This is a genomic window from Streptomyces sp. NPDC002835 (assembly GCF_053591995.1).
The window spans coordinates 22,627-41,320 of sequence record NZ_JBSFUW010000038.1; the positions used below are offsets into that span (position 1 = coordinate 22,627).

Sequence of the window (18,694 nt, forward strand, 5' to 3'; positions counted from 1 at the left end):
CCAGGCCGCTCACATTCGTGTGCGTTCGGCGAACACATCCAGATCCTTCGTCCCAGGAGCCGACATGACCCCGAGGAAACCGCAGATCTCCCGTCGCGGTGTGCTGACAGGCCTCACCGCCGCTCTGGCCTCGGCGGCGTTCGTGAACCCCGCCCGGCAGAACACGGCGCAGGCCGCGACGGCACAAGCCGCGGCCCCGCCGCCCGCCCACCCGCCGTACCACTCGATCGTCGGCCTTCTCTGACCGACGCCGTCAAGACTCCCACCGACCGACCGAGGAAGGGCCGACATGGCAGACACCGTGTACGACGTCACGACATGGACCGGAGCGACGGTCTCCCCCTACGTGGACATCGGAGCCGTGATCAATCAGATCATCGCCGACATCAAGTCGAAGCAGACGACGCAGACCACGAGACCCGGCGCGGTCATCTACATCCCGCCCGGCCACTACGACCTGCTGACCCGCGTCGTCGTCGACGTCGGCTTCCTGCAGATCAAGGGAGCCGGTCACGGATTCCTGTCGGAAGCGATCCGTGACGAGTCACCGACGGGCTCCTGGGTCGAGACGCTCCCGGGCGCCAGCCACATCCAGGTCAAGAACACCGACGGCCACCGCGAGGCGTTCCTCGTCAGCCGTGCCGGCGCGCCCGCCACGGTCGGCCGGCTGAACAGCATCGTCTTCCAGGACTTCTGCCTCGACGGCGTGTCCTCCACGAAGCCCTACACGCCGGGCAATTCCAAGACCGGGATCTCGTTCCAGTCGGACAACGACGCCGTCCGGATCGAGGGCATGGGGTTCGTGTACCTGGAGCACGCGATCATCGTGAAGGGCGCAGACGCTCCCAGCATCACCAACAACTTCATCGCGGAGTGCGGCTCGTGCATCGAGCTGACCGGCGCTTCACAGGTCGCCAAGATCACCAACAACTTCCTCATCAGCTCGTGGGGCGGCTACTCGATCTTCGCCGAGAACGCGGAGGGGCCGCACATATCCGGCAACACCGTTCTGTGGGCCTGCAACATCACGCTGCACAACGTGAACCGGGCCTCCATCACCGGCAACAAGCTGCTCAGCAACTTCCCGAGCATGATCGCGCTGCTGAACGGGAGCTCCGAGAACCTGATCGCGAGCAACCACTTCCGGCGGGTCCACGGAGACGGCACGAGCAACCGCTACGACGACAAGTTCGGCCTGGTGCACATCGCGGGCAACCAGAACACGGTGACCTCCAACCAGTTCTCGTTCTCCGTGCCGGCCGGGAGCATCACCCCGGCAGGCGCCGACCCGACGATCGTGCTGGTCAAGAGCGGGGACAACAACTACCTGGCGGCCAACCACATCACCAGCAACGTGCCCGCCAAGGTCGTCCTCGACGCCAGCACCACGGCCACCAAGGTGCTGTACAGCGCCACGAACGCACAGCTCGACGCCCTCACGTCCAACCACTCGATGGTGGCGACTCCGTAGCCGGCGCGGCCCCGCGGCCCGCTGGCCGGCCTCCGCGGCGCGCAGCGGCACCGTAGGGGCCCCTGCCGGACGGGAGCGCACAACGCTCCGGCCCCGCACCTGTGTCCGGTGCGGGGCCGAAGCGGGATCGCGGCGTGTCAGGCCATGGACCAGGACCTGCAGACCTGTGCCTGGGCCCTCGACGCCGACGGGCACGTCGGTTCACGCGCGGCGCCGCATGACCGGCCCCAGCGGCTACGACGTCACAAGGGGCTCTGATCCTCGCCCCCCTGTGGCTTCTCCTCGGCGACGCGCGGCTCGCCCGACTCGTCGGTCCGTTCCGCCGTGTCCCCGGCCTTCTCGTCGCCGGGCCCCTTCTGCTCCTTCTCGTTTCTCTCTTCCTCGAGGCGCTTGCGGACCTCTTCCGGCTTGTCTCCGAGCTGGTTCACGACCCACTCCCTCGCCACTGAGGACACGATTCCGCCGACAGCCTCACACAGGGCCGTACCGCCCGCACCCGGGCAGGCACCCGGGCCGGTTCTTTCCCTGTGCCGCACATGAAGGGGCGGTGGTGTCGTTCAATCAGCACCGTCTGGCGTACCTCATGGTGCGGTCGCGGAAGGTTCAGCCGGTGGGAGTGCTCGACGGCACCGGTCTCATCGAGCGTCGTGAGGGCGAGCAGAAGCGCATCGGCGGCCGTGCGACCGGCCTCCGTGTTGGTGAGCAACAAATCGCGTTCCTGCGGATATTGTGCCTACGCCGACGCACTCGGCCTACGTGTGACAGCCGAATGCATCGAAGAGGTGGAACAGCCAGTACCGGATGACATCTACGGGCAATAGGTCCGGCAAGCGGCAGGTGACCAGCGTTGTCAGTTCGCCCGCCCGATGACGGTGGGCCACGGGGAACAACTTCCCCGCACTGGGGTGAGCAGGGACGTGCCACGCCTCATCACACAGCACCGTGCACACCAACCGGCCCGTGTCCGTCAGGGGGCGCCCCTTCGTCGCAGCCCTTTGAGAACACGTGAGGTCGGCGCGAGGAAGGAGGAACCTGTGGCCGGATCGCGGGTCGGCGACGGTGTGCGGCACAAGTCCCCCGGTGGGGTGTTCTCAAACGTCCGCGGGGGGCCTGCCCTGTCCGCGAAGCGGTTCTCGACAAGGTCCGTGGCAGACACATCCGCAGCGGCGGCCCCTTCATCGTCGAAGTCCTCCTGGCCAATGGCGGGGCCCCCGGAAACAGTCGTGATGTTCCTCCGGGCCGAGGGACCTGAATGAGGCTTCTCCACGCTGCGGGAGGCGCCCGCCGAGTGCGTCTGCTGACGCCGCTGGCCCACCGCGACTTCCGGCTCCTCTGGATCGGGATGAGTGTCTCACTGCTGGGCGACGGAGTGCTGCTCGTCACGCTCGCATGGCAGGTCTACACGCTGTCCGGCAGTCCCAGCGCGATGTCCGTCGTCGGTGTGGCCATGGCCGTCCCGCAGATTACGCTGGTGCTGGTCGGCGGTGTCGTCAGTGACCGCTTCGACCGTCGCAAGGTGATGCTCTCCAGTGACCTGGCCCGCTGTGTCTGCCTGGCGACGCTGGCGATACTCGCGCTGACCGGCACGCTGCGGCTGTGGCACGTGATCTGCGTGGTCGCGGTGTACGGCGCTGCATCCGGGTTCTTCCCGCCGGCTTTCGACGCCACCGTGCCGACTCTCGTCCCCAGGTCGGAGCTGGTGGGGGCCAACGCACTTGATCAGTTCGTCCGTCCGACAGCCGTACAGATCGGTGGAACCGCCCTCGGCGGCGGGCTCGTCGCGGGAGTGGGCCCCGGCTGGGCCTTCGCGTTCGACGCTCTCACCTTCGCCTTCTCCGCCGTGTGCCTGGCCCGTCTTCGGCCCTTGCCGCCTGACGAGGCCCAGGAGCGGGAGTCGCTGTGGAAGGACCTGCGCACAGGCCTCAGCTATGTCCGGGCCAACACCTGGCTCTGGGGCACCTTCGTGTCGGCCACCTTCGCGTACCTGCTCTTCCTCGGCCCGACCGAGGTTCTGCTGCCGTACATGGTCAAACACGTGCTGCAGGGGTCGGCGACGGAGCTGGGACTGGTGCTTGCGAGCGGCGGTGTGAGTGCCATCCTTGCGGCGGTGATCGTCGGGCAGGCCGGGCTGCCCGGCCGGTTCATCACCTTCATGTACTGGACCTGGACCTTCGCCACGCTGGGGGTCGCCGGATACGGACTCGCCAACAGCAGCTGGCAACTCGCCGTCACCTGTGCCGTGGTCAACGGACTGGAGACGGCCGGGATCATCGCATGGTCGACGGCGAAGCAGCGGCTGGTACCCGCCGAGTTGCTGGGCCGGGTCTCCAGCGTCGACTGGTTCGTCTCACTCGCGCTCCTGCCCCTCTCATACGCCCTCGCGGCTCCGGTCGCCGCAGCGGTGGGAGTGCGCAGGACATTCATCGGCGCCGGCGTCATCGGCGCAGTGGTCACCCTGGCCTTCCTCTATCTGCCCGGCCTGCGTGCCGTGGAGCGGGATCGGAGCAGCGGCCGGGAGAAGGCCACCTCATGAGGTGGGGAGCTGTTTCCCGTTCGGTGGCTCCGGTCCCCAGCCGCTGCTGAGCGCTCCGACGACGCGCACGATGTTCCGGACTGCGGCGGCAGGCGTCGGGGTGCGCCCTACCAGCGCCGATCCTACAATTGTCACCGTGACGTCAAGAGGATACGGCGATGTCCCCTCATGGTCAGGCTGATCGAGGACTACGCCATCATCAGCGACCTGGAGACCGCTGCCCTCGTGGGCCGGGACGGGTCGGTGGACTGGTTGTGCCTGCCCCGTTTCGACTCTCCCGCCTGCTTCGCGGCACTGCTCGGTACGCAGGACAACGGGTACTGGCGGGTCTCACCCGCAGGTGCGGAAAGCTGCAACCGCAGGGCGTACCGGGGGGAGACCCTGGTGCTGGACACCTTCTGGGAAACCGTCTCAGGTGCCGTGAAGGTCACGGACTTCATGCCGCCGCGCGCCGGTCCGCCGTGCCTGGTGCGCCGGATCGAAGGCCTCGCGGGAACGGTCGACATGCGAGGAGAGCTGAGACTGCGCTTCCACCACGGGCGCGTGGTCCCGTGGATGCGTTCCACTGAGACGTACACCATCGCGGTGGCGGGCCCGGACTCCGTGTGGCTGGGCGCCGATCAGCAGGTGCACGTCCACACGGCCGACGACCGCACGTTCTTCGACTTCCGGGTCTCGGCGGGCGAACATCTCGCCCTGATGCTCATCTGGTCGCCTTCCCATCTGTCCCTCCCTGGCTGCGGCGACCCTCATGCCGCACTTCGCAGCACCGTGGACTTCTGGGAGGACTGGGCGGCCAAGTGCCGGTACCGGGGGCCCTGGCGCGAGGCGGTGGTGCGCTCGCTGATCACGCTCAAAGCACTCACCTACGCGCCCACGGGCGGCATCGTCGCGGCGGCGACGACATCCCTGCCGGAATGCATCGGAGGGGAACGCAACTGGGACTACCGGTTCTGCTGGCTCCGCGACTCCACCCTCACCTTGTCCTGTCTGCTGCGCAGCGGGTTCCGTGACGAAGCGGAGGCATGGCTGGAGTGGCTGCTGCGGGCCATCGCGGGCGATCCTGCGGATCTGCAGGCGCTCTACGGCCTGTCAGGACAGCGTCGGGTCAAGGAGTCACTGGCCCTTTGGCTGCCCGGATACCAGGGCTCCCAGCCCGTGCGCTTCGGCAACGCGGCAGTGAGCCAGCTCCAGTTGGACGTCTACGGCGAAGTGCTGGACACGCTCTGTCTCGCGCTGCGCGCGGGCATCCCGATCCAGCACCACATGTGGAGCCTGGTGAACTCGCTGATGAGCTACCTCGGTGAGCACTGGCGTGAGCCCGACGAGGGGCTGTGGGAGGTGCGTGGGCCCAGGCGCCATTTCGTCCATTCCAAGGTGATGACCTGGGTCGCCGCCGACCGCGCGCTGCGCATGGCGCACATGCTGGGAGTGAACGGCTCGGTGGGGCGCTGGCGGGAGATGCGCCGTGAGGTGCACCAAGAGGTGTGCCGGGAGGGCTGGGACGACCGGCAGAACTCGTTCGTCCAGTCCTACGGCTCCCAGGCGCTGGACGCCTCGGGCTTGCTGATCCCGAAGCTCGGGTTTCTTCCCGCTCATGACGAGCGGGTGCTGAGCACCGTCGAGGCGATCAGGTCGCTGGACGATCACGGATTCCTCCGCCGTTATGCGCACATCCGGCACGGCGTGCACGGCGTGGACGGCTTGCACGGGCCCGAAGGGGCATTCGTCGCGTGTTCGCTGTGGTTCGCCGACGCGCTCGCCTCGACCGGTCGTCCGGACGAGGCATGCGAGACCTTCGAGCGGGTCCTGGACATCCGCAACGATGTGGGCCTGCTGTCCGAACAGTGGGATCCGGAGCGGCGCCGGCAGCTCGGGAACACTCCTCAGGCATTCAGTCATATCGCCCTGGTCGACACGGCATTCACCCTGAGGAAGGCGTTGGACTCTCCGAGTGGCGCGTCGGTGAGCGCACGGTACCGGGACCCGCAGGAGATGACCGGCGAGTTCTGACGCCTCTCATCAGCACCATGCCGGTGTCCCCGTAGTCGGGCAGGGTGGTGTCCGCGTCGATGCGAGTGACCGTGAGCCGCTCGGTGCAGGGAGCGAAGGCCCTGTGTACGGCAGCCCGGTCCACCGGGCAACCCGGCCAGTGCGATGCGCTGCCTATCCGATAACTCGGCATGTTCTCCATGAAGGAGGCGACGAGGTGGCCGCCCGGGCGCACGGACGCGGCGAAGGAGTGGCAGAACTCGGTGAACTCGTCCAGGTCCTCGGTGACGCTCTCGGCCACGAAGTTCATGGAAGCAAGGCTGTAGGTGCCGCGTGGGACCGATCGTGCATCGCTGTGCACAAGGTGCACGCGGGACAGCGCGTCGGTCAAGGCGGGGGGCAGCGCAGGGTCCAGTCGACGGCACAGCGCGTAGAACGCCTGCCAGCTCTCGTCGGGTCCCTCGCGGAGCTGACGGGTCAGATAGGCGACGTTGCCGGCACCGAGCTCGACGGCTTCGATACGGCGGCTGGCGGCGGCGGCCAGCATCAGGGGGTACAGGTTCGGCCCGGCACCGAATTCGAGGGAGCGTTCGACGGACCCGGGCGCGAACTGCCGGTAGAAGCCCGAGTGGTGCCTGATCACTGCGGCGTCACAGGGATGGATCACGCGGTAGTTCTCGGCCAGATAGTCCTGGACCGGCCATTCGTCCCAGTCCACGTCCTGGTTACGGGTCGGTTTCCGATGCTCGGTGGAAGGGCCGCTCATACGGGCCTCAGCCTGGGCTGGAACTCGAACTGCTCGGTCAGGGCGGTCAGCGTGTCATTGAGCCGGTCGATGTCCTCGTCGGTGTTCAGGGCCGTGACCTGGATACGGAATCCGACGCGGTCACGGGGAACGAGGGGGTAGGCCGCCAGAGTGGCGTAGATGCCCCTGTCCCAGAGGAACCGTGCGGCCGAGTCGATGTCGGAGGCGTCGGCGAGCGGGAGCTCGATGATGGGCAGGCCGTGGACGTTGGGGGTACCGATCCCGAGCAGCTGCACATGGGTCAGGACATTGGCTGTCTTGCGCTGGAGGTCGGCGCGAATGGCGTCCCCGCGCCGCTCGTTGACGTCGAGACCGGCAAGCGCCGTGGCGAGCGAGGCGGTCGGTGACGGCCCGGAGTAGAGGTAGGGCGCCGCGGCGACCTTGAGATGCTCCTTGAGCCACGTGGGGAGGGCGATGAACGCGAGGAGCGAGGAGTAGGCCTTGGAGAAGCCGCCGACGAGAATGACGCCGTCGTAGGTCTCGCCGAGATGGCGCACGATGCCGTTGCCGCGGGATCCGTAAGGGGATGTCTCGCCCGGGCCGCGTTCACCGATGACGCCGAAGCCGTGCGCGTCATCGACGTACAGTGTGGCGCCCGAGTCCCGGCACAGCCCCGCGAGCTCGCCCAGGTCGGGCATGTTTCCCGTCATGCTGTTGACGCCGTCCAGGCACACGACCCGGGCGGCCCCCGCCGGAACGGCCCGCAGCAGATCCCTGAGTTGCTCGGGGCGGTCGGCGTGGAACCGCTGCACGGTCGCGCCCTGTCCACGGGCCACCAGGCAGCCGTCGTACACCGTCCGGTGTGCCTCCGCCTCGACGAAGACATGTCCGCCCTCCCCGGCCAGGGCCGGGATCACCGAAGCGTGGATCAGGGTGATCGTGGGGAGGAGCAAGGTGTCCGGTGCGCCGAGGAGTTCGGTGAGCTTCTCTTCTATCTGCGGGTAGAGCTGCGGGTTGCCGATCATCCGTGACCAGCTGGGATGAGTGCCCCACTTCCTCACCAGCGGCTCGATCGATGCCATGATCTCCGGGTCGAAATCGAAGCCGAGATAGTTGCATGACGCGAAGTCGGTCAGCCAGTGGTCACCGCAGCGGATGCGTCGTCCGTCGACCTCGTCCAGGACCGCGTCGCTCATGGGACTGGTCTGGCGGAGGCGTTCAAGGTCCCCCCATCTCGGGTCGTGCCGAATACCTCGTGCTTCCGGGAGGGTTTTGCGCATTGTGTCCTCATTTCCGGTACCGGTGGTGACGGTCTGCGGAGAATCCTGGCGGACGGCCCGAGATTCGGGCAGCGGGTTGCCCGGCCGCTGCAGCGACGTTTTGCCCGTCGTGTCGATGAGGCCGACGGTCCGGTTCTGCTGCGCGCCGCGCACCAGCGTCTCCGCCTGGTCCGTCGTCATCGGACGGGCGAACAGATAGCCCTGCCCGAAACGGCAGCCCAGAGCGGTCAGCAACTCACGCTGCTTCAGATCCTCGATGCCTTCGGCGATGACCTGGAGGCCGAGCGTGTCCGCGATGCGGACGATCCCATCGACGAGTGCCACCTGCTGGGTGTCTACGCATATGTCGTCGATGAAGGACTTGTCGACCTTGAGTACATCGATCGGGAATTCCCTGAGATAGCTCAATGACGAGAATCCCGTGCCGAAGTCGTCGATCGCAATACTTACGCCGAGGTCTTTCAAAATCCTCATGACACCCTGGATCTGCTCGTCTCGGCGCATCAGGACGCTCTCGGTCAGCTCCAGCACCAGCGAACCCGGCGCCAGTCCGGCCGTCCCCAGTGTGCGACGCACCTGGTCCAGGAACCCAGGGGCCCGGAACTGACGTGCCGAGACATTGACGTTGACGCGGAGCGGGACCGGCCGTGGGACCATCTGCTGCCAGCGCGTGATGTCGGCCGTGGCTCGTTCCAGTACCCAGGCGCCGAGCGGCATGATGTGCCCGGTCTCCTCGGCGAGGGTGATGAACTCGTCCGGTGGCACCAGGCCCCGCCGCGGATGCGGCCAACGGACCAGCGCCTCGAAGCCGACGACCTGGCCGTTGCCGAGTTCGACGATGGGCTGGTAGCGGAGGGTGAAACCCTCCTGCGAGACCGCGGTGTCCAGGCCGGCCTGGAGTTCGTGGCGTTCCAGCATGTCGGCGTGGAGGGCGGGCTGGTATCTGCGCCACTGCCGCTTCCCCGCAGCCTTGGCCGCGTAGAGGGCAAGGTCGGCGTGACCGAGCAGTTCCTCGGCGTCCGCGCTGTCGAGTGCAGTGGCTATGCCCACGCTGGCCGACACGCTGACGATGCCCTCTGACAGCCGGAACGACTGGTTGAGACTCTGTATGACCTGGCTGGCCAGTACCTCCGCGTCGAGCGGTACCTTCGCCCCCTCCATCAGCACCGCGAACTCGTCGCCGCCCAGTCGGGCCGCGGTGTCGCTGCGCCGCAGCGTCGACGAGAGCCGCGCTCCTACCGTGGCCAGGAGCTCGTCCCCCACCGTGTGGCCCATCGTGTCGTTGACGACCTTGAAGTCGTCCAGGTCGATGAAGAGCACGCAGGCGATGGTCGACTCCCGGCGATCACGCGCCAGTGCCCGCTCGATGCGCTCCAGGAGAAGCATGCGATTGGGCAGGCCGGTCAGTGAGTCGTGGAAGGCATGGCGCGTGAGCTCATGCTCCAGTTGACGCTGCTCGGTCACGTCGCGCAGGGTGAGGACGAGTCCGTGGACCGTCTGGTCGTCGCGAAGATTGCTGCAGCGGGCCTCGACGTCGGTGCGCCGTCCGTCGGGACTCAGCATCCGCCAGTCCTCATGCATGTCGTGGTCACCCGTGACCCGCATTCCCTCCAGCGCCCGGCACGCCCGATCCCGGTCCTGCGGATCGACCAGCGCGGTGAACATCATGCCGAGTACGCTGTCGTTGCCGAACATGCCGTTGGCCGACGGGCTCGCATACCGGACGGTGTTGTCGTCGTCCAGGATGAGGATGACATCCGAGGCGTTGTGCACCAGCGTACGGAAGTACGCCTCGCTGTTGCGGCGGTTGACCTCCTGGCTGAGTCCGACCCTCTCCATCGCCATCGCTGCCTGGGAGGCCAGGATCTCGAGCGAACTCCACAGCTCCATCAGTTTGTGCTCGGGGCCTGCCACGAACAGGGCGCCGACGAGAGGTTCGCCGGTCGGGCGGTCCGGCAGTGCCAGGGGACACAGCAGCGCGCGTTGTGCTTCGTCCAGACCGTCGACCACACGTCGGTCGAGCTCCCCGAGCGGGACCAGTCGGGCCTCGTGGCTGCTGAGCGCGGAGACCACATTCGGCTCGGTGTCGTCAGCCCTGCTGATTCTCCAGCTCCACGCGTGCGACTCGGTGTGCACGGCGTACAGGCCCGTGTCCCCCTCTGCGGCCAGCAGGACGGTCCTGTGGGGTGCGCCGGGCCCGAACAGCGCGCTCACCGCCCTCTCCACGGAGTTGGCGACCTCGCGCGGTCTGACCGCTGTCAGAAGTGAGGCGGCGGCCACGCGCAGGCCGCGTTCCCTGGCCACGGCCTGCCGGTGGACTCTCACCACGCCCGCGAGCCGCAGAATGACGAGGAGGAACAGCGCTGCGGAGAACACGGCGATGACGCCCGCGTCACTGACCTTGCCGCGCTCGGCCTGGTAGAGCAGAATGCCGGGCGCGACGAGCGAGGCAGCCGCGAGCAGTGCGAGCCTGTGTCCGGGCGGGAAGGCGGGCGGACTGCGCTGGGGCACCTGCTCGGTCAAGTGCCGCATGGTCGGATGGAGCGCGGCGAGACCCCATGCGGTGAAGAACACCACCCAGCCCAGGTCCATGGGGGTGCCGACCTGCCAGGTGCCCTTCAACTGCAGCAGCCCGTACAGCAGGTCCGACGCGAGGATGCCCAGGGTGCCGAGGGTGAGCAGCTGCATGCTGCGCGTGATGGCGACACCCGAGGCGAGCAGGCGGGTGAGCATCGTCAGCATCAGCACGTCGCCGAGCGGATAGGCAATGGAGATCGCCCGCTGTATCCAGGTCATTCCCGCCGCGTGGCTCAGTGGACCGATCAGGTAGACCCAGAGGAGAACGGCCAGACCGGCAGTGAGGATCAGTGCGTCGAGCAGGCTCGGCAAATCACGTCCCGGCCAGCGGTAGTGGATGAAACCGATGAGCCCCGCGGCGAACAGCGGATAGGTGGACAGATAGAAGCCGTCCGCCACCGAGGGGAACGGGTTGCTCTGATCGAAGAAGCTGTTGAGAATGTTGTACGCGGTGTCGCCGGCGGTGAAGGCGAGGTTCGCGGCGGCGAGCGCCAGCCAGGGCCAGCGATGGGTCGGCCGGTTGATGCGGATTCCCACCAGGATGGCGGCGACACCCGCGAGCCCGATGGCGGCCCACATGGTCGTACGTCGCTCCGGATAGGCCAGATACAAGACTGTGCAGGGGACCACGAAGGCGAGGTAGCAAGCCATCAACCGGTGGATCCGCGTCAAGCAAACCGCCTCCTCACGCGGGAGGGAACCGGCAGGCGGGGTTGTCCGCCCTGGTACGGGCCGCGCGACCACCGAAGGCGGACGACGACGGCTCGACCTTGGACCAGAACTACCCGTGGCGACCTGGCAGTTGCAGGTTGGTCTCCGTTTCGAGAGTAGGCGCGGATGGTCCACGGTGCATTTCGGGGAGGACACCTCCTCGGGAGTCGTCCTTGCCGGGCACCGCACCGCCCGGCAGGGTGGTCACGGGGCCCGCCCGTCGGCTCGGCTCGGCCCGTCCCTCTCCATCAGAGCGGCTCCGACCGGCAAGGTCCGCCCCAGCGCCTTGCCGAAGTAGTCCTGCTTGCCCGCATCGGTCCCGAACAGCGAGCTCAGGTCGAGGCCCTTGTCCGCCAAGGCGTTGCACACGGGGACCAGCAGTGCGGCGTCGCTCGCCTTCTTGACGACCGGCGCCTTCCCTCCTTTGAAGCACGGGTCGGCCTCGAAGCCGGTCTTCCGGCCGTCCGTCATCTCCTGACCGGTGGCGGACCGCCACTCCTCGAGACCGGAGTAGGTCTTGCCTCCCCATTGCACGCTGCCACGGCCGACGGTGCTGTAGTAGTCGTTCCCCTGCCACACGGCATGCCCGGTCGGAAACGCCTTGCCCGCCACAACGAGCGGTGGACCGTCCGTGACCAGGATGTTGTTACGGAAAGTCATGTTCCGGCCCTCGACGACGGTCAGTCGTACCGCGGGGCCGGGCCGCACCGTGTCCGTCATCACCACGGTGTTGTTGTACACCTGAAGCCTGTGCATCACGGTTCCGTGCACATGGATTCCGCCTCTCTCCGGCCATTTGCGTCCGTCATTGCTGCTGATATTGAAACGGAACACATTGCCGTTGTGGGCGTCGTTCTTCTTACTGGTGTACGCATGGAATCCCGGACCGTCGTTACCGAACGCCAGGTTGTACTGAACGGTCGAATGTGAAACGTTCGAGTCGAGCCCGAAGCCCGCTCCGTCGACCCGCGACCCGGTGTGATTGCGGTAACTGCGGTTGTGTTCCATGAGAAGGCCGGTGGAGTCGTAGCTCCAGATGCCGATCGGTCCCTCCCCGGCTTCGGTCGAGGCGCGGGTCCCGTTGTCGTGAGCACTGGAGTTCTGTATCCGACCGCCCCGGACGCTGCCGAGGACGATGCCGTTCCCGGTGTGCCGATCATCGGCGTCGGGGTCACCCGCGTTGTGGTGCGCCTGGACTCCCGAAACCACCACATCCTCGTGGGCATATCCGACGGGGGCTTCTTCACGGGTCGCCGGGCCGTATGTCAGGAGCCCGATATCCTTGTTGTTCCGCATGACGGAGTCTTTGATCCGCACCTCACGGAAACCGGTCGACAAACTCGCACTGCCGATCTGAATTCCGTTGCTGAATCCGGAGACATTCACGTCGGCAACCGATATGCGCCTCAACTCCTTGCCGTCGGACCTGTCGCTGTAGACATGAATGCCGCCCTGACCGGCATAGGCGCCGTGCCCACCGACGATCGCCAACCCCCGGATTTCCACACCCGCGGTGTTGTGGACGCTGATGCCCGGGGCGTTGTCCGCGACGATCGTGGCCCTCCCGCCGCCGTAACTGCCCACGACCACGGGCTCGTCCGCCCGGCCCGCCTCGCCCTCACCCAGTTTGAGCGAGCCCTGGAAACGGCCACCCCCCCGAAGCAGCAGCCGGTCGCCGGGCTCGAAGGCTCTGACGTCGGCGCGCTCGAGCGACCGCCACGCCTGGTCCGGGGAGCGGCCGTCGTTGTGGTCGTCGCCTTCCGGACTCACGTAGTAGGTACGGGCGGGTGTGTAATGCGGAGTTGCGGCGCAGCCCGCGACGAGAACGCCCGTGAGCGCCGCCGGCACGGCGGCGAGGACGCACCAGCGGCAGCGCCGCAGGCGGCGTGCGGAGTGGTCCGGCATCCCGATCAGCATGTCACGGACTCCTAAGCCGTTCGAACCGCCGGGGAGGGGATGCGCCTGGACATGAACCAGTCCACGGTGTGCCGCAGGCCGTCCTCGATCGTCACCTGAGGGAACCAGCCGAGTTCGTGCTGCGCCCGCGTGATCACGGGACGTCGCCGGGCAGGGTCGTCCACGGGCAGTGGACGGAACTCCAGTCCCGACGACGACCCGGTCGTCTCCCGCACCAGTTCCGCGAGTTCCCGCACCGTTCGCTCGCTGGGATTGCCCAGGTTGAAGGGCCCGGCGAGATCCGAGTCGATCATGGCGATGATGCCCCGTACCAGGTCGTCCACGTAGCAGAAACTCCGTGTCTGACGTCCGTCCCCGTAAATGGTGAGCAGTTCCCCGTCCAGCGCCTGCCGGATGAAGGTGGACACCACCCGGCCGTCGTGGGGGCGCATTCTCGGTCCGTACGTATTGAAGATCCGTACTATGCCGACATTCGCGGCCAGGCTGCGCCGGTACGCCATGGACAGTGCTTCGGCGAACCGCTTGGCCTCGTCGTACACACTGCGCGGTCCCACAGGATTGACGTTCCCCCAATAGTCCTCCTGCTGGGGGTGGACCACCGGGTCGCCGTACACCTCACTGGTCGAGGCGAGGACGAAACGTGCCCGGTGGCTGGCTGCCAGCCGTAGAGCGTTCTCCGTTCCCCTGCTGCCCACGGCCAGTGTCTCCAGGGGGCGGCGGTGGTAGTCGGGGGGCGAGGCGGGGCTGGCGAGGTGTGCCACGGCGTCCACCGGCCCCGGAACGTCGAATGGGGCGGAGACATCGGCGCGGACGAACGTGAACGCGGGGTGTTCGGCCAGATGCGCCGTGTTCTCCGGTTCGCCTGTCGAGAAGTCGTCCACGCACAGGACGCGGTCTCCTCTGCACAGCAGGGCGTCGCACAGGTGCGACCCTAGAAAGCCGCCCCCGCCAGTGACCAGTACATGCATGATTCCTCCACAGTTCGTGCGTTCAGGCGGCGTACGCGCCGTTGATCCGGGGACGGCCGAGTGCGCTCAGCGTCCAGCCCGCCGACTGCCAGGAGGCCGCGTCCAGGGTGTCCCGCGCGTCGAGGATCTGCCGGCTGCGCACCAGGGGGCCGAGCTCGGCGGGGGAGATCTCCCGGTACTCGGGCCAGGCCGTCAGATGCAGGACGAGATCCGCGTCTTCGCACGCCTTGGACACTTCGAGGGTGTACTGCAGTCCGGGGAACCTGTGCCGGGCGTTGTCGACGGCTTCCGGGTCGTGCACCCGGACCTCGGCGCCCTCGCGTTGGATCGCCGCAGCGACGTCCAGGGCGGGCGAGTCCCGCACGTCGTCGCTTTCGGGTTTGAAGGCCGCTCCGAGGCCCGCGATGCGCCGGCCGGCGAAGGAGCCGCCCACCAGGTGCCGTGCCAGGTCGACCGTGCGGCGCCGCTGCCGGGTGTTGATCTCGTCGACCTGGTGGAGGAAGGCGATCGCCTCGCCGGCTCCCAGTTCTTCGGCGCGCGCTGCGAAGGCACGGATGTCCTTGGGGAAGCAACTGCCGCCGAAGCCCAGGCCGGGCTGCAGGAACCGGTGGCCGATGCGCGAGTCCTCGCCGACGGCATCCGCCAGCGTCACCACGTCGGCGCCTGCGGCGTCGCACACCTCCGCCATGGCGTTGATGAACGAGATCTTGGTGGCGAGGAAGGCGTTCGACGCCACCTTGACGAGTTCGGCAGTGGCGGGGTCGGTGCTGAAGAAGGGGACGCCGCTGATCAGCATGGGCTCGTAGATCTCCCGCAGGACCGCCTCGGCGTGCCGGGACTCGACGCCCACGACGATCCGTTCCGGACGCCTGGTGTCGGCCACGGCGAAACCCTCGCGCAGGAACTCGGGGTTCCAGGCGATCTCACTGTGCGGTGCGACGGCCCGCAGGCGTGCGCCCAGGCGGGCCGTCGTGCCGACAGGCACCGTGGACTTGCCGACGATCAGGCTGCCGGGCCGCAGATGCGGTGCCATGCTGTCGACGACGGCGTCGACATGGCTGACGTCGGCCGCTGCACCGCCGGGCACCTGCGGGGTTCCCACGCACACGAAGTGCAGGCGCGCGAACCGGGCGGCCTCGGTTGTGGAGGTGGAGAAGCGCAGCCGTCCCGACTTGACGGTACGGGCGAGGAGTCCGTTCAGGCCGGTCTCGTAGATCGGGGCCTTCCCCTCGCGCAGGGCCGCGATCCGCTCTTCGTCGATGTCCACACCGAGGACCTCGTGGCCGATGTCCGCCATGCACGCGGCATGGACCACCCCGACGTATCCGGTGCCGATGACTGTCATCCGCATTTTCGTTCTCCTTGGTTGAGCGGGCGCGGAGGGTCAGTCCGCGTATCCGAGAGGGTTGAGTTGCCGGAAACGCCACGCGTCCCGGCACATCGCGGCGAGATCGCGGGTCGGGCGCCAGCCCCATTCGTGTGCGATCACGCGGGGATCGGCGACGAGTTCGCTCACGTCGCCCGGGCGGCGGTCCTCGACGGTGTACGGCATCTCCTTGCCGCTGGCCTCGCCGAAGGCGGCCAGCAGCTCCAGGACCGAAGTGCCCGATCCGACGCCGAGGTTGAACACCCGCATTCCGGGTGCGTCGTCGAGATGCTCCAGCGCCATCCGGTGGGCCTCGGCGACATCCATGACATGGATGTAGTCACGGACCCCGGTGCCGTCCCGGGTGGCGTAGTCGCCGCCGTACACCGTGACGCTCCCGCGCTCGCCGTCGGCGACCTGGGCCAGGCGAGGCATCAGGTTGACGTCGCCGCCACGGGGGGACTCGCCGAGCAGGCCGCTGGGATGTGCGCCCACGGGGTTGAAATAGCGCAGGGACAGCACGCTGAACTCCGGGCGGAGCCGGCACACGTCGGCGAGTATCTGCTCACATGCCCACTTCGACGCGGCATAGGGGTTCGTGGGCCGGGCCGGATCGTGCTCGCTCAGCGGCACCTTGTCACTCTCGCCGTAGACGGAGCAGGACGAGGAGAACACCAGCTGGTGGATGCCGTGTTCGTCCATCGCTCGCAGCAGGGCGGTCGTACCGCCGACATTGGTGTCGTAGTACTCGATCGGCTTCCGCATCGACTCACCGACGGCCTTCTTCCCGGCGAAGTGCACCACCGCGTCCACGGAATGGTGGTCCAACACGTCCGAGAGGGCGCGCCTGTTGCGCAGATCCAGCCGGTAGACGGCGCTCAGATAGCGGTCGGCGACCCTCTGCACGCGGGAGAAGACCCGGGGCGAGCTGTTGGAGTAGTTGTCGACGACCACCAGCGCGTAGCCGTGGTCGAGCAGTTCGACACAGGTGTGGCTGCCGATGAAGCCCGCTCCACCGGTGATCAGGATGGTTGACGGTGCTGGCACGGGCTTCTCCTTCGCAAGCTCGTGGGGATGGTTGACCGCGGACACCGGGGGCTCACCAGCCGAGAACGGTGGCCGCGTAGGCGGGGAAGAACGTGAGGGCCAGGACGGCGGGGACGGCGGCGGCGACACCGACGAGCAGCGATGTTCTCGCTGTGGCGAGGGCGGTACGGAAGCTCGTGCCCGCCGCACGGGACGTCTCCCGTACGTGCAGCAAGGGAACGGCCAGGGCGACCACCCCGTAGGTCACGCCGCCGAGCAGGGACAGGAAGACGTAGCCCACCGCGGGACGCGTCAGCTCTCCGAACAGGCTGACACCGGCCAGGGACACCGCCAGGACGGCGAACGGCAGCACCAGGCGGGTCAGCAGGGGTTCCAGGCCGCTGCGTTGCTTGGGAGTGACCTTGAAGACCACCGGCCGAGGGCGCATCCGCTGGCGCGCCGCCCCCAGGACACCCCACACGATGTAGGGCCAGCGGGCGAGGGCGAACAGCCAGATCTCCCAGCTGATGACCGGGGCGGAGGGCGGACGCAGCAGTCCGCACCGCCGCATGAGGAACAGCGTCAGGAGGACCCAGAGGGGCATGAAGAAGAAGTGGAGCAGGAAGTCGAAGTAGTTGACGTTCATCCAGGGCAACCCGGTGAGCACCGCTATCGGCGGCAGCGACATTCCGGCCAGAACGGTCAGTGCGAGCAGCGGGTAGTAGCCCAGCGCGTAGGCGAAGCGCAGACGGCACAGGAAGGGCATACGGCCTATGTGATGCCAGATGAGGCTGAACAGCATCGTGGTGAGGCTGCGTGACCACTGGTATTCCTGGGTGACCATGTCGGCGAAGGTGAGCGGCCCGTCACCGTGTGCCTCTGCGTCGATCGCGAACGCCCCGTGCCAGCCGGCCGAGTTGAGAAGCATCGTCGTGGAGAAGTCCTCCGCGAGCTCCGGCCCGAGCCCCCCGATGTCGCGCAGCGCGGCGGTTCTGACGGCGTAGTGCGAGCCGATGCACATCGGTGCGAGTCCGTTGCTGTGGCCCAGCTGTACGGCCCCGTGCCAGACGGCCTCCCGGTACAGCCGGCCCCGCGCGGACCACGACTGGGCGGCGTTGACGTCGCAGACGCTCGGCGCGGCCACATACCCGATGGCCGGGTCGGCGAACGGCCGCACCATTTCGGCCAGGTAGGTAGGGGTCGGAATATGGTCGCAGTCGAGCTGGGAGACGACGGCGTAGTCGTGATAGCCCCTGCGGTCGTAGAAGTAGGCGAGGTTGCCTTCCTTGCAGCGGGTACGCCGGGGCCAGGTGGTCCGGTGGTACGCCGAGACGCCCCGGCGGCACGACACATGGACGCCGTGGTGACGGCACCACAGGAGGATCTCCTCGGTCGGATCCTCGTCGCACAGCCAGACGTCGTACGGGTGAGGGAAGGCCTGAACCGTCATGGCTTCGAGCGTCCTGCGGACCGTGCACCACTGCTCCGAGGGCGCCCGGGTCACCGCGAAGGCGACCGGCAGTGAGGGGACCTCCAGCGAGGGGTTCACCCGCTTCAGCCTGCTGACGGTGAACAGGAAGTAGAAGGGGAGTGCCGTCAGGTACAGCAGCAGGATGCTGTTGACGATCAGCCCGGCCCATCCGACCCGGTGCTCCGGCCTCAGCCACCACATCCAGAACCAGACGAAGGCCAGCGTCCAGCTGACGGCCAGACCGATGACGACGGCCTGGTCCCCGCCGGACAGCACACGTACGAAGGTGTTGGGGCGTACGGACCGGGCGGGCGGATGCCACCTGAAGACGGGGCCTTCCGCCGTGATCCGTGCGACACGTCCGCCGGACAGTTTCCGGATCTGGGTCTCCAGCGGCGCCCCCGCCTCCGCAACCGCATCGGACAGGGCGCGGCCGTCACTGGTGCCGCTGGGGACTGCGAGGCGCCTGGGGGCCATGAGAACGCTCCGTGATCGGTCGCGTACTGAGCGGGTCGGCTTGGGGGGTGCGCCGGCCTACGGCCGCAGCTTCTGCTGCAGCGATCGCGTAGATATCCGAATTTGTACCAGTATCCGTACTTCGTATATTTACGACGTATACGTACACTTTCTACCGACG

At 67.6% G+C, this 18,694-nt stretch carries 12 protein-coding genes; 4 read left to right on the forward strand and 8 right to left on the reverse strand.

Annotated features, from left to right (window positions below):
* Nucleotides 1-64: 64 nt before the first annotated feature.
* Nucleotides 65-244, forward strand: coding sequence for a hypothetical protein (locus ACWD01_RS30295; RefSeq protein WP_451166202.1), 180 nt, complete (start codon nucleotides 65-67; stop codon nucleotides 242-244).
* Nucleotides 245-289: 45 nt separating this feature from the next.
* Nucleotides 290-1,471 (forward strand): NosD domain-containing protein, encoded by a 1,182-nt coding sequence (locus ACWD01_RS30300; protein ID WP_451166204.1) that lies wholly within the window; start codon nucleotides 290-292, stop codon nucleotides 1,469-1,471.
* A 242-nt stretch (nucleotides 1,472-1,713) separates the two neighbouring features.
* Here ACWD01_RS30300 and ACWD01_RS30305 read toward each other — a convergent pair whose 3' ends face one another.
* Nucleotides 1,714-1,899, reverse strand: coding sequence for a hypothetical protein (locus ACWD01_RS30305; RefSeq protein WP_451166206.1), 186 nt, complete (start codon nucleotides 1,897-1,899; stop codon nucleotides 1,714-1,716).
* An 860-nt stretch (nucleotides 1,900-2,759) separates the two neighbouring features.
* On the opposite strand from ACWD01_RS30305, the gene ACWD01_RS30310 reads away from it, so the two are divergent.
* Both ACWD01_RS30310 and ACWD01_RS30315 read left to right on the forward strand, forming a co-directional pair.
* Nucleotides 2,760-4,004 (forward strand): MFS transporter, encoded by a 1,245-nt coding sequence (locus tag ACWD01_RS30310; RefSeq protein ID WP_451166208.1) that lies wholly within the window; start codon nucleotides 2,760-2,762, stop codon nucleotides 4,002-4,004.
* A gap of 168 nt (nucleotides 4,005-4,172) precedes the next feature.
* On the forward strand, nucleotides 4,173-6,017 hold the full coding sequence (locus ACWD01_RS30315) for a glycoside hydrolase family 15 protein (protein WP_451166210.1): 1,845 nt from the start codon (nucleotides 4,173-4,175) through the stop codon (nucleotides 6,015-6,017).
* Here the strand turns inward: ACWD01_RS30315 and ACWD01_RS30320 are convergent.
* The 7 genes from ACWD01_RS30320 to ACWD01_RS30350 all read right to left on the reverse strand — a co-directional run bounded on the left by ACWD01_RS30320 (nucleotide 5,929) and on the right by ACWD01_RS30350 (nucleotide 18,534).
* Nucleotides 5,929-6,762 (reverse strand): class I SAM-dependent methyltransferase, encoded by an 834-nt coding sequence (locus ACWD01_RS30320; RefSeq protein WP_451166212.1) that lies wholly within the window; start codon nucleotides 6,760-6,762, stop codon nucleotides 5,929-5,931. The two genes, ACWD01_RS30315 and ACWD01_RS30320, sit on opposite strands and share 89 nt — an antisense overlap.
* A complete protein-coding gene (locus tag ACWD01_RS30325) occupies nucleotides 6,759-11,270 on the reverse strand; it encodes an aminotransferase class I/II-fold pyridoxal phosphate-dependent enzyme (RefSeq protein ID WP_451166214.1) in 4,512 nt (1,503 codons plus the stop codon). Before ACWD01_RS30325 ends, ACWD01_RS30320 begins: the two co-directional genes overlap by 4 nt.
* Nucleotides 11,271-11,513: 243 nt before the next feature.
* Nucleotides 11,514-13,226, reverse strand: a complete 1,713-nt coding sequence (locus ACWD01_RS30330; RefSeq protein ID WP_451166216.1) for a right-handed parallel beta-helix repeat-containing protein — start codon at nucleotides 13,224-13,226, stop codon at nucleotides 11,514-11,516.
* A gap of 11 nt (nucleotides 13,227-13,237) precedes the next feature.
* Complete coding sequence (locus ACWD01_RS30335; RefSeq protein ID WP_451166218.1) at nucleotides 13,238-14,194, reverse strand: UDP-glucuronic acid decarboxylase family protein; 957 nt, start codon at nucleotides 14,192-14,194, stop codon at nucleotides 13,238-13,240.
* 22 nt (nucleotides 14,195-14,216) lie between these two features.
* Nucleotides 14,217-15,545, reverse strand: a complete 1,329-nt coding sequence (locus ACWD01_RS30340) for a UDP-glucose dehydrogenase family protein (RefSeq protein ID WP_451166220.1) — start codon at nucleotides 15,543-15,545, stop codon at nucleotides 14,217-14,219.
* A gap of 33 nt (nucleotides 15,546-15,578) precedes the next feature.
* A complete protein-coding gene (galE, locus tag ACWD01_RS30345) occupies nucleotides 15,579-16,607 on the reverse strand; it encodes a UDP-glucose 4-epimerase GalE (RefSeq protein ID WP_451166222.1) in 1,029 nt (342 codons plus the stop codon).
* 52 nt (nucleotides 16,608-16,659) lie between these two features.
* Nucleotides 16,660-18,534, reverse strand: coding sequence for a glycosyltransferase family 2 protein (locus ACWD01_RS30350; protein WP_451166224.1), 1,875 nt, complete (start codon nucleotides 18,532-18,534; stop codon nucleotides 16,660-16,662).
* Nucleotides 18,535-18,694: the final 160 nt, after the last annotated feature.

Bases quoted from the DNA above. Each gene is read 5' to 3' on its own strand.
- ACWD01_RS30295 (WP_451166202.1), top strand. From the start codon at position 65: ATGACCCCGAGGAAACCGCAGATCTCCCGTCGCGGTGTGCTGACAGGC.
- ACWD01_RS30300 (WP_451166204.1), top strand. From the start codon at position 290: ATGGCAGACACCGTGTACGACGTCACGACATGGACCGGAGCGACGGTC.
- ACWD01_RS30315 (WP_451166210.1), top strand. From the start codon at position 4,173: ATGGTCAGGCTGATCGAGGACTACGCCATCATCAGCGACCTGGAGACC.
- ACWD01_RS30320 (WP_451166212.1), bottom strand. From the start codon at position 6,762: ATGAGCGGCCCTTCCACCGAGCATCGGAAACCGACCCGTAACCAGGAC.
- ACWD01_RS30330 (WP_451166216.1), bottom strand. From the start codon at position 13,226: ATGCTGATCGGGATGCCGGACCACTCCGCACGCCGCCTGCGGCGCTGC.
- ACWD01_RS30335 (WP_451166218.1), bottom strand. From the start codon at position 14,194: ATGCATGTACTGGTCACTGGCGGGGGCGGCTTTCTAGGGTCGCACCTG.
- ACWD01_RS30340 (WP_451166220.1), bottom strand. From the start codon at position 15,545: ATGCGGATGACAGTCATCGGCACCGGATACGTCGGGGTGGTCCATGCC.
- ACWD01_RS30350 (WP_451166224.1), bottom strand. From the start codon at position 18,534: ATGGCCCCCAGGCGCCTCGCAGTCCCCAGCGGCACCAGTGACGGCCGC.